General features: G+C 55.3%; 14 protein-coding genes and 1 tRNA gene. 3 read left to right on the forward strand and 12 right to left on the reverse strand.

From position 1 onward, the window contains the following. Positions 1-44: 44 nt before the first annotated feature. From ACR0KN_RS16060 to ACR0KN_RS16070, 3 genes are all read left to right on the forward strand, one after another. Positions 45-120: transfer RNA gene (locus tag ACR0KN_RS16060), tRNA-Lys, on the forward strand. 134 nt (positions 121-254) lie between these two features. Then, positions 255-1034 carry a hypothetical protein gene (locus tag ACR0KN_RS16065; protein ID WP_170542228.1) on the forward strand — a complete coding sequence of 260 codons (780 nt, stop codon included), beginning with the start codon at positions 255-257 and terminating at the stop codon, positions 1032-1034. A 223-nt stretch (positions 1035-1257) separates the two neighbouring features. Further along, positions 1258-2862: a 7-cyano-7-deazaguanine synthase gene (locus tag ACR0KN_RS16070; protein WP_480654956.1), complete on the forward strand. Its 1605-nt coding sequence runs from the start codon at positions 1258-1260 to the stop codon at positions 2860-2862. On the opposite strand, the gene ACR0KN_RS16075 is transcribed toward ACR0KN_RS16070, so the two are convergent. The 12 genes from ACR0KN_RS16075 to ACR0KN_RS16130 form a co-directional block, all read right to left on the reverse strand. Continuing rightward, positions 2863-3924, reverse strand: a complete 1062-nt coding sequence (locus ACR0KN_RS16075; RefSeq protein WP_170542226.1) for a site-specific integrase — start codon at positions 3922-3924, stop codon at positions 2863-2865. Next, positions 3902-4408, reverse strand: coding sequence for a helix-turn-helix domain-containing protein (locus ACR0KN_RS16080; RefSeq protein WP_170542224.1), 507 nt, complete (start codon positions 4406-4408; stop codon positions 3902-3904). Before ACR0KN_RS16080 ends, ACR0KN_RS16075 begins: the two co-directional genes overlap by 23 nt. Next, on the reverse strand, positions 4408-4611 hold the full coding sequence (locus ACR0KN_RS16085; protein ID WP_058272705.1) for a helix-turn-helix domain-containing protein: 204 nt from the start codon (positions 4609-4611) through the stop codon (positions 4408-4410). The genes ACR0KN_RS16080 and ACR0KN_RS16085 overlap by 1 nt, the downstream gene beginning before the upstream one ends. Positions 4612-5041: 430 nt before the next feature. Then, a complete protein-coding gene (locus ACR0KN_RS16090) occupies positions 5042-6712 on the reverse strand; it encodes an amidohydrolase (protein WP_170542881.1) in 1671 nt (556 codons plus the stop codon). 29 nt (positions 6713-6741) lie between these two features. Beyond that, complete coding sequence (locus ACR0KN_RS16095; protein ID WP_170542879.1) at positions 6742-7962, reverse strand: serine hydrolase domain-containing protein; 1221 nt, start codon at positions 7960-7962, stop codon at positions 6742-6744. A 109-nt stretch (positions 7963-8071) separates the two neighbouring features. After that, positions 8072-9103 (reverse strand): extracellular solute-binding protein, encoded by a 1032-nt coding sequence (locus ACR0KN_RS16100; RefSeq protein ID WP_170542877.1) that lies wholly within the window; start codon positions 9101-9103, stop codon positions 8072-8074. 50 nt (positions 9104-9153) lie between these two features. Beyond that, positions 9154-9984, reverse strand: a complete 831-nt coding sequence (locus ACR0KN_RS16105; protein WP_170542875.1) for an ABC transporter permease — start codon at positions 9982-9984, stop codon at positions 9154-9156. Further along, positions 9977-10933, reverse strand: coding sequence for an ABC transporter permease (locus ACR0KN_RS16110; RefSeq protein ID WP_170542873.1), 957 nt, complete (start codon positions 10931-10933; stop codon positions 9977-9979). Before ACR0KN_RS16110 ends, ACR0KN_RS16105 begins: the two co-directional genes overlap by 8 nt. Further along, positions 10933-11994, reverse strand: a complete 1062-nt coding sequence (locus tag ACR0KN_RS16115) for an ABC transporter ATP-binding protein (RefSeq protein ID WP_170542871.1) — start codon at positions 11992-11994, stop codon at positions 10933-10935. Before ACR0KN_RS16115 ends, ACR0KN_RS16110 begins: the two co-directional genes overlap by 1 nt. Before the next feature lie 114 nt (positions 11995-12108). Further along, the gene (locus ACR0KN_RS16120; protein ID WP_170542869.1) at positions 12109-12885 is read right to left on the reverse strand and encodes a helix-turn-helix domain-containing protein; all 777 of its coding nucleotides are present in this window, start codon (positions 12883-12885) and stop codon (positions 12109-12111) included. A gap of 757 nt (positions 12886-13642) precedes the next feature. After that, a complete protein-coding gene (locus ACR0KN_RS16125) occupies positions 13643-14311 on the reverse strand; it encodes a hypothetical protein (protein WP_480654961.1) in 669 nt (222 codons plus the stop codon). A gap of 354 nt (positions 14312-14665) precedes the next feature. Beyond that, positions 14666-15646: a CobW family GTP-binding protein gene (locus ACR0KN_RS16130; protein WP_480654963.1), complete on the reverse strand. Its 981-nt coding sequence runs from the start codon at positions 15644-15646 to the stop codon at positions 14666-14668. Positions 15647-15649: the final 3 nt, after the last annotated feature.

Below are 15649 nucleotides of genomic sequence, written 5' to 3' on the forward strand. Positions count from 1 at the left end.
TACCTTACAGAGCGCCACGGATCATTGAGATCCGACAAAAGAGTGGGCCGTTAGCTCAGTTGGTAGAGCAACTGACTTTTAATCAGTGGGTCGCAGGTTCGAATCCTGCACGGCTCACCACTGTTTTCAAAGACTTACGAGGCGATCTCATGCCTAACACTCGCTTCGGGTAAGCGCAGGGTAAGCGAAGGCCGCCATTTTTCCCTTTACATTCGCCTGATGGTTGAATGACTCTTCAGGCAAGGGAGGAACGGATGGGACACATCAGGCTTGGCACTTTGCCTCGGTCCAGGAAGTGGTGCGAGGTCGTTGATCTGATCGCAACCGATGCGTCAGTCGAAGAGATCGCCGAGGCCGCAGCGGATGCATCTGAGAGCGATCTCGCACGGGCGAGTCGTGACCCCAGGTTTCAGTTTGTAAGTGATCTCCTCGTGAGGCTGCCTTTGCTTGCAAGGGCTCCGGGCTTCGAAGACGCTTTGGCTGACTTGGGCATTGCGACGTCGGAACTCGGTTCAGTGACCGGCTTGCTGGCCGGTTTGGATCGCGCCGTTGATGGCAGGAGCTTCGATCTCCGAAGTTCCTCAGATGCAGGAGAATTGGCGAAGGCTGCGCTCTTGGAAAGCCTTTCCGTTCAGCTGCACGACCGGTTGCCATCCCTGTTTGAACCGACACCGCAAGAAATTCGCCAAGCACTCGCGAGTTTCGCCGTGGGTGATGCATTTGCGAGACTCGCGCGGGATTTCTTTGCCCGGCTGACATACCGCTCTCTAGACTACTATCTGAGCCGGGAACTCGCCAATCACACTGGCGAGGATCGACGCTTTTCAACCGATGCACAGCGAGTGGCATTTCAACAAGCCCTGGCCCAGCACACATTTGAAGTATCTAGAATCGTCGAAGAATATGCGGGCGGCTGGTATGGCAAAACCGTCTGGCAGAAGCAGGCGCTTGATCGCGATGCAATAGACAAGTTCACAGCTTACGCGTTCAAAAAGATGCGCTCGGAGTTTGGGCGCCGTCGCGCCGTTGCCTGAAGTTGAAGTCAGATGGTTGCCGCCCCTGACAAAAAGCGGCGGTGATGAAGTCCTGCGTCTCGACATTGCTGGCCGCGAAGTCGCAATGACGCTACGGATTGGACAATTGAACCGTCAATTGGTCGAGGGATTGCAGGATCGTGCGCTCGATTTGCTGGAGATTGCCGCGCTTGTCTATTGCGCGGACGCGGCAGTCAGCCGTGGTGGTTTGGCAGATCAGAAGATGGGTGAGAAGTGGCACAGACGGTTCGTAGCCACCATGCCGGTACGCGATCTGGATTTCTGGCAACGTGAGAGCGTAATACAGGCTCTGGAAGAAACGTTGATGTTTCTATCCGGCGATCGCTTTGAATTTTCTTTTTCGATCAAAGACGAACCGGATGCAGAGCGATCGCGCTTCTTCAAATTCGGTCGAAATAGTTCATGGAAGCCCCACCGTGTCTTGATGTTTTCCGGCGGGCTCGATTCCTTTGCGGGCGCTGTGGAAGAAATCGTGGAACAGAAGCATCGGGTTGCTTTGGTCAGTCATGCCTCGTCCACGAAAATAGCGCCGGTCCAGAAACGGCTGATCTCAGCGTTGAGCAAACGGTACGGACCGGAAAAGTGCCGTCACATTCCCATGAGCGCCCAGTTGAAGGGTCGATCGACTGCGGAAAGAACGCATCGCACGCGCTCATTCTTGTTCGCGGTACTTGGGTCGATCACTGCAAAGGCCTTCGGACTGGACCGCATGTCGTTCCATGAAAACGGCGTTGTGAGCCTCAACCTGCCGCCGGTTGGCAGTGTCATTGGAACGCGAGCGACGAGAACGACCCATCCTAAGGCACTCAACCTGTTGACCGGTTTTCTGCAGCTTGTTTTCGAGAACGATATGCGCGTCGACAATCCCTACTTCGCGCGCACTAAAGCTGAAGTCGTGGAGCGTATCTCCCAACTTGGGATGGCAGATCAAATTGTCGAGACGCGCAGTTGCGCGGATGTGCATAATCAAACCAATCAATACTTCCATTGCGGTCGCTGTTCGCAGTGTATCGATCGGCGTTTTGCGATGCTCTCAATAGGGCTTGAACGTTTTGACCCTGAAGATGCGTATCGCGTGGACTTGATGTCGGACGCTCGACCGAACGGCATCGACCGGGAGATGGCGTTGTCCTATGTGCGCAATGCAGTGTTGTTTGAAAACGCCACGCCAGATGCACTGATCCGAAATTTCCCCGTTGTGTTGGATGCGGTCAATCACCTCGACAATCCGCCAGACACAGCCATGGTGATGATCGCAGATTTGCTGAACCGCCATGGAAAGGCGGTCACATCGGTGATGCGCAGAATTCTTGAAAGCAAGTCACCCGGTGAGTTCCCTGAACAGAGTTTGCCAAGACTATATGGTGCGATGCAGAGCGCCTTGGCCTTGCCGTTCGTACCTGCGGCCTCAGTTGATAAAAACGAGAAACAGCAACTTCCGCTGTCCATAGAAATCGACAAAGCCTCCCGTTTGGTTGTGATCGGCGAACATGTTGAGCTTAAGAAAAATGCCACAGCTGACCTGTTAGTGGTCTTGGCTGAAGAGTGGCTCCGTTCTGCTGGTGAAGGTCTCGAACCCATGGACCATCACTGCGTGAAATCTGGCGAACTCGTCGAAAAATTAGGCGTTGAATCCGACGAAGCCGTTAGACGGAGAATTCAGACTGCTCGCAGAACGCTTGCAGGGAGATTGGAGTCCGCTGGCCTGTCAGTTGATAAGCCCCAAGAGCTGATTGAAAATCTCCCTTGGCATGGATACCGGCTTGCTCCCGAGCGCGTGGTCGTTCGGGTGCGTCACCGGAGCTGATCATTCATCAATAACCGCGTCCTCGTCTGGCAACGGTCCACGGCGGCGAAACCGCCCCATCAGTTCGACCTGACGGCCAGGTGAAACAGAACCATAGGAGCTGAACGTCGTCATCACGTCGTCGTGTCCCATGTTCTGCGACCAGGCTTTATAGTCCTCTGGTGTCCTGCAGTGAAGTTTTGCCAGCTCTGCGATCGTATCTCGCACGCGGTGCGGCGAAAACGGTGGCAGCCCAGCGTTGATGAAGGCTTTCTTGAAGATTCCGGCCGCTGATGACGGGCCTGCCCACGGCTCACGCGCGATCCCCATGGTCTCAAAGCGCCGAGACGGGCCAACAGCAACGCGCGTTTTTGGAAATAAAGCATCTGTGTCTGAGAAGAGATGGTCCTTACGAAGCTCTCCGATCCATTCTCGCATAATTTGTTCGACGTTATCACCGAAGGGAAAAAAGCTGGCCGTGAAGGACTTTCCAAACTTCGTTTCCACGGAACGTCCGTCAAACTGCACGCATCTGTTCGCAAGGTCGACGTGTCGCAGTTGCACTGTGATGGCCGCACCTTCGCGCGATCCGGTCAGGAACAAGAAGGCAATCAGGGCGCGATCACGGCGCTGGACTACGGTTTCCACCGGCATCGAAGACAAAAGGTGGTCCACCTGTTCGGGAGACGGATGCGGCTTCCAAAGAGTGCTGCGACGGGCCTGTTCCGATTTGCGGTCCGGCGTGAGATAGGCGATGTCTGAGCGTGAGATCTTTGACTTGTACCCCGGTTGGTCCGCCATCCAGTCAAAGAGCTTCATTACATCGCGCAACACACCGTTAATCGTGGCAGCCGACAATGGGGCGCCCGTGCGTTCGTTGCGCAAACTTTGCAGATGGCGTTTGAACGCGCGCGCCCTTTCTGAATGAAACGCCCTGTAGTCCTTGCCTTTGAGCCATCTGTCATAGATGGCAATCGACGCTGCAGCTTTGTCGATCGAAGATTGCGACAGCCCCTTTGCGTCCTTCAGCCAGACAAGGTGTTTGCGCTTGATGCGCAGGTTATCCGAGGTGTGTTTTGGCATGGGTCTCGGGCTCCTCTTTCAAGGTCACTTTTGAATGAGTTTCGGTACAGGACACTAATCTTGGGGAGGCTTGTTGAAGTGTGACCTCCAGTTTGGCCTGAATGGCTTCCAGATCTGAACGGCGAATGATCTTGTTCATGACCGCACCACACGTGGGACAGAGGGCTGTTAGGCGGCCTCTGGAAGCTGTTTCCTGAACATAGTCAGCGATCTTGCCGTCGGGTTCGCGCGGACCTCTGCAGCTGAGGCAGTAGCAGTGATGCAATGCCAACTTGCACCGCGCCTTGCGTTGTCTTTGTCCGAGGAAGTCCTTGAGCACATGTCCTTCGATCAACCAAGGCTTGCTGCTGGTATCAGCCGCAAGTCCGTTGTTCCCAATCCAGCGAATGACGGTCTGGCGATGACAGCCCAAAACGTCCGCCACCTCCCAGACTGTGTAGACAAGGTGCGATTTGACTTTGTGTGAGGGGAAGGACTTTGCCACTACACACCCTCCCCGGAAATCGGTCCGCATGTATTCTGGCAGACCTGCGCCTCCTCAAAGGCTTCGATCACGCCTTCATCGTATAAAACGCGCGCGCCGATCTTCAAAAACCTGGGCCCCTTTCCGAGCCAGCGCCACTGCTCCAGCGTCCGCGGCGACATGTGCCACCGCTCCGCCAGCTGATCTTGTGTCAACTTGGGCATATCAACCTCAATTGCTCACTGCGGCACGAGGAAGTTCGGTCCGCTTCTGTTGAACAAAGTGAGGGATCGGATCTCTAAAATCTGTGGCCGCCGCCAATAAAGGCGTGACACATGCCAGGGCTAAATCATTGATATTATGTGACTTGAATCAGAAAGGTGTGACCCATCCGCAAAATGCGTAACCTTGCCATCCAAATCGCAGGGAGTCAGCGGCTGCAAACGACCCGAAAGCTGACGTTAATCAAAAATGCTTGGAAGACGGCTTCGAGCCCAAACTGAACCTTGCCTCTTGGCGCAGCATCCTCCGCAATGGGCGGGAAGTGGTCATTCGCTGCGCCCGAGGCCAAGGTCTGCTTTGCTGCGCAATGCCAACAATCGTCGCGGCCTAAAAGAAGTTCTCTAAGCACTGATATAATCGATGCTAAGCATTTCAAGCTGTATGCGAAACGGCGCCTCCACAAACGGTCACAGCGATGCGCGCATTTGCTAATTGGTTTTCCTCAATCGAAAACAGGTCCTGTTCGAGAATGGCAATGTCGGCCAGATATCCCGACTTCAGACGACCCTTTTGATCCTCGTTGAACTCCAGCCACGCATTGTCACGCGAATAAGCGGAAAGCGTGGCCATAAGGCTTTGACGGTTGTCCTGCCAGGGCGATGGCAGCTCATTGCAGCTTACCGCTCCGGCAATCGTCATCATTGTGTCGACGGGAACGACTGGCCAATCCGTCGAGAAACAAATCTTGGCGCCACTCTCGCGTATTTTGTTCCACGCGAACGCAAAAGGGATTTGCTCGGTTGTCAGAATGTCTCCGGCCGAATAGGGAGAAAACAATCCTCCTGCGGGTGAATGCAATGGTTGAAGAGAGGCAACGACGTCGAGGGCTGCCAGACGGGGCAGATCCAAGGGGTCTATCACCTCGATATGCTCGATCCGGTGTCTGGAATCCCGTGCGCCGTTGGCACTGCGCGCTGCCTCGTAACCGTCCAGCGTGCGCCGAACGGCACCGTCGCCAATTGCGTGCGTGCTGAGTTGCAACCCCATTGCATCAGCACGAATGCAGGCTTCGTTAAAGTGTTCGGCACTGAATACAGCATCGCCGAGGCTTTCCGGCTTGCCCGGATACGGCGCGAGCATCAGTGCTGTGTAGCTGTCCAGCACGCCATCCATGAACATCTTTACGCGCCCTGACCAAACCATATCCGACGCAAAGCGACGGCGCATTTCATCGGCCTCTTCCAACCGATCCAGGGGGTCGGTGTTCTTGAGGTGCATGGGAACCTGAACACGGATCGGAAGGCGCCCCTCGGCCTCAAGTTCACTCAGCAGCTCAAGTTGGTAGAAGTTGCCGTCCATATTGTGCAACCCCGTGATCCCGTGGGATGCGCAGTGCTTCAGGCCACGCAGTATGACTTCCTTGTCAAAGGCGCGTTCCTCTGGCGTTGCGGGTGGCACGGGGTCCGCTCCTGTAACATACCCCAGAAGATCGCGCCCTCCCAGTTGCGACAGGCGCAGGACAGAGCCAAAAGCACCGGTTTCGTTCAGTTGACCTTGTGCGGTACCATCCCCAGCCATCACGATTTCCGAACCGGGGGGAACGACGCCGCCGTAAAGAATGCCCGCCTTTTCCAAGGCAATTGTGTTTGCCCAGACGGTGTGGTGGTCGGCCGACATTAACGCAACCGGGCGCTCGGACAGGATGCGATCCAGATCTTGCCGTGTCGTTGTGACGCCGGGGCCAAGAATTTCGTAGTTGGCGGCGACCCCCATAAGCAAAGGTTCGTCGGGGTGCTCGGCCGCAAAGGCTCGCAATGCGTTTGTCAGAGCATCCGCGCCCGTCGTTTTGCGCAGGTCCAACATGCCCAACTCGGCCGCTCCACCGAAAAGGTGGACATGGCTATCAATAAAGCCAGGCATGACGGTGCCGCCCGCAGCGTCGATGATTTTGGTTCCATTCCCAGCCAGAGTACGGATGTCGTCGGTGTTTCCAACAGCCACAATTATGCCGCCCTGAATTGCCAGGGCCGAAGCCTTCGGCGTGGAGTCGTCAAAGGTCAGGAGAGAACCGTTGAGGATGATCAGATCAGGTGTTGGCGACATGCGGCCTCTTGTGTCTGTGATGGTTTGAACTACTCAAGCGCGCGAATGATTGCCTCGCAGGCACGCACGGCATCGTGGCTAAAGGACTGGATCAGATAGTCGGGCCAGCTGGAAAGCTTGACGATAACCACGTCCGCGGTCAGGTCAATGAAGATCAGTTGACCAAAAACTCCGCGCGCCATGAACACGCCGCGCCTCGGGTCGTGAACCCACCAGAACCTTCGGTATGCCCCTTGAGGGGACAGCACGTCATACGGGTCACCGTGCTTTGAAGGGTCCGCTCCCGAACAAATCCCCGAAACCCAGCTTTCCGGCACTACTTGTCGGTCACCGACCTTGCCACCATCAGCCATCATGCGGCCAAAGCGGGCATAGTCCCGAAGAGTTGCGTTGAACCCGCCGTCAGCGAGTGCTGTCTTGGCGTCGTCTACGGTGAAAAAGCCCGAATGCACGCAGCCAATCTTTTGCCAGATCCGGTTGGACAAGAGCGAAGCAAGGTCTTCGCCGCTCACACGTTCCAAGGCCCAGGCGATGACATCCGTCTCAATCGAGCGGTAAGAAAAAGCCTGCCCATGGGGTCTTTCCCGGGGCAAAGTTAGAATAACATCCCGAATGGTAGGTTTGATTTCTCCCTTGCGAACCGGGCGCCAGCCCGACGCCACATCAACGCGTGTCATGTCACTATCCGGAAAGCCATAATCCTCGGTAAAGCGCACGCCGGATTGCATATCGAGCGCCTGATCCACAGTGCATCCGGCATAGCCGGTCCCAGCAAGTTCCGGTACGATATTGTCAAGCGGCTCCGAGAGGTCCAGCTTGCCTTCACCGTGAAGCACACCGGCCAGAGAGCCGATCAGGGATTTGGAGACAGATTGCCCCAAATGTGCGGTGTCCGGAGTAAAGTCGTTGGCATATATCTCGGTTAAAAGCCGGTTGCCTTTCGACACTAGGAAGCCATCCGTGTAGCTCTCAGTCAGCCAGTTCCCGACCGATAGTTGGCGGTCGTCAAAGGTCTGAAACTCCGTATCCAGCAGGTCACGGGGCGCCTGTATCAGTTCTCGGGCATTCGGGCCCGGACGAACATCGACCGTGGGAAACAGACTACGCATGTTCTGGAAGGTCCAGCGGTTGAACGGGGCGAGGTCCCAGTTCTCGAGAGACGGGCGTTTCTCAGGCGGGGGCGGGAAACCCTGCATGATGCCGATCTCACGCGCTGTTTTGGGCCTCGTGCCGGATTTGCTGTTTTGCATTTTCCATGCTCCCGCAAGGCGACCCCAACAGGGGGCGCAGTCAGGTTAAAAAAGCTTTGGAAGGGGTCGGCCCGACCAGAGATAGGCCGACCACAGGTGACTTTTAAATTTATTGCTTAAGGCGGGTCCAAACCTTGTTGTACAGGTCCACAACGTCTTGGTCGCAAGGCTTCACAAAGTCGGGTACCGGCGCCCCTGCAGGCATCACGATTTCAGGCGCGTCGAGCATCTCGGCATCCATGAATGCCTCGGAACCTTTGATCCCGTTGGCATAACGCGCAAAGTTCGAGGTCATTGCAGCGTTTTCCGGGTCCATCATGAAGTTCACGAAGAGCTTTGCGTTTTCCATGTTGGGCGCGTCGGCAAGAACCGCGACGTTATCCATCCATCCGGTGAACCCCTCCTTTGGATAGGCGTACTGCAATGTCGGGCGATCCGCCCGGGCGCGCATGGCCGCGCCGTTCCAGCTTTGCGACAAGTCCACATCTTTCGATGTTAGCTTTTCGATCACCGCATAATCCATGGTGCGCCAGTCACCCTTGGCATTTTCGAGCAGTGCCATCAGCTCTTTCATCTGATCGGGATTGGAGTTGCAGCGCGGATAGCCTAGGTAGCGCAGGCCGGCGTTGATCACATCATTCATGTCATTCAGCATGTTGATACGGCCCTTAAGCTCTTCGGGCGTATCGAAGATCAGGCCAAGCGTGTCTATATCACCGCTGTAGACCGCGCTGTCGACCGTAAAGCTGGTCGTACCCCACTGATATGGGACCGAATACTTGCGACCCGGATCCCAGTATACATCAACCCAGTTCGGGTCCATGTTCTTGAAGTTGTCCATTTCGGAGGCGTTGATCTCGGCCAGTAAGCCTTCGCCTACCATGATCGCGATCATGTAGTCGCCAGGAACAACAACATCATAGCCGGTGTTGCCCTCTTTGACCTTGGCCAGCATGGTTTCATTGCTGTCATAGCTGTCCAGCGTGACCTCAATATCGTACTGGGCTTCGAATTTCTCGATCATCTCTGGGTTGGTGTAGTTTCCCCAGTTATAGATGTTCAGTTTGCCTTCGGCATGCGCTCCTGCCGCGCTGAGCGCCAGGGCCGAGATGGCTGCGGCTTTGAGAAGAGTGTATTTCATTTTGTCCTCCGTTGAGATTGATGGCGTCCCGCAGCAGCGCGGGCTTCTTGTTATTTTCGTTTGCGTTGCAGAAAGAAGGTCAGGGCGACCATGACTATGGTCACTCCGATGAGGATGGTCGAAACGGCGTTGACCTCTGGCGTTACGCCGCGACGGATTTGGCCCAGAATATAGATGGGCAAGGTGGTTTCACCCGGTCCGGCCACCAGAAGCGTGATAATGACGTCGTCAAGAGAGACTACAAAGGCCAGCATCGCCCCCGCCATAACACCGGGCATCAAAAGAGGCAGCGTCACATAGCGGAATGTCTGCCAGGGCGTCGCGTACAAATCGGCGGCGGCGGCTTCGTAAGTGACGGACAAATCTGACAAACGTGCGCGGATCGGCATGTAAGCAAAGGGCACGCAGAAAACTGTGTGGGCGAGGATCAGCCAGCCAATCCCGGTAACACCCGTGAGCTGGCGCAGGATCGAAAAGAAGGCCAGCGTCGCAATCGCCGTGACGATCTCGGGGATCATCAGGGGCTGGTTTATGAGCGCAATAGCCGCAGAACGGCCGCGATATACATCGCCGCGCGTTGTCGCCAGTGCAGCCATTGTGGCAATGATGGTGGAAAACATGGTCGCGGTGAGAGCAACCTGTACCGAGATCATTGCCGACCGTCGGATGTCATCGTTTTCCAAGGCCGCCGCGTACCAGCGCAAGCTGAACTCGGTCCAGCGCACAACAGAGCGGTTATCGTTGAACGAGAACACGATCAGGACGGCAATCGGTGCGTAGAGGAACAACAGAACCAGCCAGGACATGCCGGTGAACAGGGGTTGCCGGCGTAGTTCGCGCGCGTCTGTCGACGGCCGGAAGAGTGACGACAGTTTAGCCATGTCCACTCTCCTTCGAAGCACCTGCCCGCAAGCTGACAAGAAGCGCGATTAACACGACTGCCATCAGGATCAGTGCAGCAGCGGCGCCAAAGGGCCAGTTGCGGCCCGAACCGAACTGCAGGGCAATCAGGTTGCCGATCATCAGTTTCTTGCCACCGCCGAGCAGTTCCGGCGTGATGTAGGCCCCAAGCGCCGGGATCAGCACTAGAACGCAGCCCGCGACAATGCCCGGACGGGTAATCGGTATAATGATGTGGCGGAACACCTGCGTGCGTGTGGCATAGAGATCATGCCCTGCCTCAAGCAGCGAAAAGTCGAACTTCTCCAGCGAGGCATAGATCGGGAGGATCATGAAAGGCAGGTAGCTGTAGACCAGCCCGGCCAGTACCGCGCCATCTGTGTACAACATCTCGATCGGCTCGCTGATCAGGCCGATGTTCATCAGCGTCAGGTTCACAAAACCCTCGTCTCGTACGATCAGAAGCATCGAGTACGTACGGATCAACAGGTTCGTCCAAAACGGCAGAGTGATGGCGAACAGCCAGAAATTGCGTTGTTCCTGCGGACGGGCCGCAATGAAGTAAGCAACAGGAAACCCAAGGATCAGGGTTCCAATCATAGTGGTGATAGCAAGACCAAAGGAACGCCCGAAGATCTGAAGATAGGCGCTGTTAAAGGTCAGCGTGTCATCAAAAATATCCCGCTCGAACAGGAACTGCACATAGGCGTCGTAAGAGAACGTCCATTCAACGCCGCCATAGGTCCCGGGTTCAAGGAACGAGTAAACCAGGGCGATAGAGAGCGGGAACAGTCCAAAGATACCGATAATCCCGAGCGCCGGGGCCAGCAGGAAAAGCCGCGTTCTGCGTCTTTGAAGCGCGCGCTCGGCCTGCGCCGCAAGCAATCTCGACGCGGCGTCCGGTTGCGGGATATGTGCAACGCCGGCCATCAGTCTTCCAGCACATGCAGCATGGAGGTGTCACATTCGAGCCCGACGCGCGATCCGACGGGGCGCGGAGTGGAAACCTGGACGTGAACACTGACACCATCTTCCAGCCGCACAAGCATTTGCGACCCGGCCCCGAAATAGGTGCTGTCCACGACCTCGCCACGCAAGAGCGCTGTTTCGGCACTCTCCTCGACCACACGGATCGTTTCGGGGCGCAGAGCGACATGTACGGGGCCCGGTTCGAGCAAGGTGCTGGCAGCGTGAATCGTGAGTGGTTTGCCTTCGCCCAACCGGATTTTTGCCACGTCTCCGTCAAAGCCAAGCAAAGTAGCGTTTACGATGTTGGTGTCCCCGATAAAATCCGCGACGAACCTGCTTTTCGGGGCTGTGTAAATCTCTTCCGGTGTGCCGACCTGACGTACCGAGCCTGCCGACATCACAGCGATCCGGTCCGACATCGCCAGTGCTTCCCCTTGGTCATGCGTGACAAAAACAAACGTAATGCCTGTCTCATGCTGCAGTCGCTTCAACTCGCTCTGCATTCCTTTACGAAGTTTCAGGTCTAGAGCAGAAAGGGGTTCGTCCAGCAGCAGAACCTTTGGGCGCGGCGCCAGTGCGCGCGCCAAAGCCACGCGCTGCTGCTGCCCGCCTGACAATTGATCAACCCGGCGCGTTGCAAACTCGCCCAGCTGTACCAGGTCCAGCATCTCGGTGATGGTGCCGTCTATCTCGGCTTTCGGCCTTTTCAGCATCTCAAGGCCAAACCCGACATTGCGGGCCACACTCATGTGCGGAAACAGGGCGTAGTTCTGAAACACCGTGTTCACGGGCCGATTGTTGGGTGCCAGATGGCCAATCGACTCACCGTCCAGCGCTATTTCGCCTTCGCTTGGAAGCTCGAACCCGGCGATCAGCCGCAGTAGTGTCGTCTTGCCACAACCTGACGGGCCCAAAAGCGTGAAAAAGCTTCCTTCGGGAATGGTCAGCGATACGTCCCCCAGAGCCGTCACGGCCGCCTGACCTTCGCCAAAGCGTTTTGTCACATTCTTTACGTCGATCATGGTCTGATCCGGACACCCGCACTTGTTGATTTGTAGAATCAGCTTAGAGCCGGGAGACTTACCCTGTGAATACCTCCAAAGGGCGGTGTGATTTGTACCCCCAAAGGGGTACGACTAATCGTTCGCCGAATGCAGAAACATTGAAAACAGGGCAGACTGGGAAGATATACGCAGCTTTCTATAGATGTTCTTGCGATGCACTTTGATCGTCGCCGGGGAAACATCAAGCAAAAGCGCAATGGACCGCGTCGAGTGCCCGCGCAAAAGGAACTGCACGACCTCGATCTCCCGCTGTGTCAAACCTTTGCAAACCTTGTCGATGACCCCGTCGAAATCGACCTCGCTCTCGTCGAGTCGGCCTGAGGAGGGGTTGCGATGGAAGTGCTGCTCGCAAAGCGCCGATATGATCGGGTGCAGGTCTGTCAACCGTTCGACATCCCGCCGCGTGAACCGGGTTTTTCCCTCGGAAGGACCGAGAGAGAGAAACAAGGTGCCGTTTGCTATTGCTACAAACACCCCGATCTCGTCCGTCAGAAACAGGGATTTGTAGTAGATCCGAAAGTAGTCGGAATTGGCAAACCTGTCCGGTGTAACGTCTCTTAGTACCATCACTGGTTCGTGGCGTTCACCAATGAAACGAACAACAAACGGGTCCAGCAGCCAGGCGCGATCAAGCCATCGGTCGACAACAACCGAGCGACGTTCCGAACGCACATTGTCATAGACATGTTCGGGCGCTTTTCCCGGGTTCAAAAGGCTGACAAACGCGCCCTTGAACGAAGCTGCCTCGCGCATGAGGTTCAACAATTCCGGCATAAAACTAGATGTGCCTACAGCCCTGATCGCCCCGGCGACTTCTTCCGCGTAAGTTGGCTTTTCGGACTTTCCCAAGTATCCCACCTGGCTAAAGGGCGTTTCCTGCCCAATGTGGCTAGCCGGATTTAACTTGGCAACCTTTTCGCGCAGCTATCAGCCGGGAGAGGCGTTTTTTCGCATAGACTTGCTGAATCAAAGCTCAAAACCTATTCCGATACAAGATTTCAAATGTTGGAGAAGCGGAAGAACAATTACTTTAAACTAAATCTCTTTAAAGGCTTAACCTAATGATTAGCCGTCCTCTGACAATCTTACGCCAGTTCTGAAGAACTCTTTTTCGCCGCAAAGCATCGTGTTGCGGCTGAAACCAGTATGCTCGACGGAACCATGAACTAAAATCCTAGTATATCCAATCCGAGATTGCCGACTGTGCCAGCGTACCCGACCAGAGAGGCTTTTTCCTGTCGCTGGAGACGAACGCTCCACTATCAAAAGCTCACTTTGTGTTCGAAGCTGCCTTTCGCTGTCAATTGCACAAAAGACTGCTTTGGGCCGGGAGTTGTCGGTGACCTTTCAGCGATCAATGGCAGCATTGTCCGCAAAGCGGACATTGGAGCAATCTGCAACGAACGTCTGCTCTGCGGACTTTGCAGACATCCGCAGTATTGCTCTAAAGGACCGCAGTCGCCCAAAGCGGACCTTCAAAACCGAGTTCGCAATGTCCGAGAGGCGAACAAGTCCGTTCATTCGCATTCACCACTGGAATGCCCGCAACCGGCCCGGCCAAGCATTTTCAGCTAAGAGTCCAATCGAACAAATTTAAAGCGGTCTCTTAATTGGGTTTTGTGAGAAATACGCTAGTTTCAGGGTTCAGATCATCATTCGGATCCGTCAAAATGCCAGCTGGGAAGGAAACCGAGATAGGTCGATCCTTTGTATCAAGGCAAAGCATGTGGTTATTGTCTCCGTCACCCAGATCGGCAAGCGCCGCGGGTGTTACTATGCGTTGAGATCCATCCTCGGCCACTACAGTAATCCTGTACAGATCACGTTCCACATCGCCAGGCTCCTTGCCGTTCGCCAGCGTAACGCCACCCGCCCAAGTTACCCGAATGGCCTGTACGATGTTGTCACTTGGACAAAGGCTTTCTCTGGTTCGGCGTGGCCCCAAGTTTCCGACCAAAGTCCAATCTTCGACAACCTCGGCAAAGATCATTGACGGCCCGTCTTCCAGCGGAGTCACGGCGACAGTGGCACCGCGAAAATCAAGTGCTCCATCGATGGAATGAAGGTGTCCAATGACCTCGACTGCAACCGGTGGATCCTCGGAAACACTTCCAAAATTCCCGATGAGAAGCACCGTACGCAGTTCACCGGGATCGGTAGCGGGCAACACTGACGCGCAGTGCATTGTTCCGATCTGGCCTGACTTTGTTACGACTCTGAAGTCACCTGCCTGCAAAGTTTCCTGATCTACCTCGGTTGAAAAGATAACGGGCATCCCGTCTTTGCCCCTAGACCCTCTGCAAATGAGATTTGCTACGCGGGGCAACGCCTCGAGCCCGTGGAAAGCAGAAAGCAACTCGGCATCTTGTTTTCCAGCTGAACTCGGCAATCCGAGGTTTGGGGTTGTATCTTCAAGTTCTCGACTTGAAACGTCCTGCGCGCATAAAGCCGTTCCCGACAAGACAAATGCAGTGGCAGGTGCGAGCAATCTGATCGCTTGGCTCCATTTCCTAAACTGCTTCAGCAATTAGGTTTTTCTCCATATTTGGTCCGCGTTGCTGCGGGCTTTCGAGCTGTTACGTGTTGGAGTTTTACAGACGCACGCAAACAGGTTTGGTCTAACTTGCCGCTATGCGGTCGCCAACAACGCATCGGAAAGCTCGTATTCCGAAAGGGCCCCTGGTGCACCTATTGCAACAAGCCTTGTTTCGGGTTTTCGGTGCCCCCATGCGCCATCCCTTGCGATGTCCATGCGTTTTCCGACAACCTGTACAAGAATGCGATGATCCGGATCCTCCTCGCTAAAAACAAATCCCTTGAGGCGATAGACGTCGCCCGGAAGCTTGCGAATTGCACTCCGAAGAGACGACAAGCTTATCGGGCGTTCAGCTTTCATCATAGTTGTTGAGAAGCTGTCCGAGTGATCAGAGTGGTGGCAACCACAATCCGGCCCATGCTCGTGATGATCGGGTATTTCTGCCTCTAGCTGTTCGGCGGCAAAACGACCTACAGAAAGAAGAATATCCAGTGGGACATCCGCGTTGACGGCTTCGACAAGGCGATACCGACGGAAGCGAGACCCGAGCCAATCGTGCACCCTTTGAACAGCCGCCCTGTCGACGAGGTCGACCTTGTTCAAAATAACCATGTCCGAGAACGCGATTTGACGGAGCTTCAATTCCATTTGTTCCGGCGCAGAAAAGAGCTGTTCCGCATCGACCAGGCACATGAGGCTGTCCAAGCGGATCATGTCCCGAAACTTTTGATCGGTGAATGTCATTGCAATTGATGAGGGGTCCGACACTCCGCTTGCTTCAAGGACGATGTATTCCGGTTTCTCAGGCCGGGCGAGAACGGCCTCTACCGTTTCGATCAGGTCATCGCGGATCGAGCAGCAAACGCAGCCATTTGCCAAACTCATCACATCATCTTCGAGACCGACGACCAAGTCGGCGTCTACGTTTATTGATCCAAAGTCATTCACCAGAACCGCAACCCGCAAACCGTGATTACCTGTCAGGATGCGGTTCAAAAGCGTTGTCTTACCGGCTCCGAGAAAGCCGGTAAGGATCGTTACGGGGATTGCAGAAGTCGAACCGAATTCAATCATTGT

Source organism: Ruegeria sp. AP7, assembly GCF_056539905.1.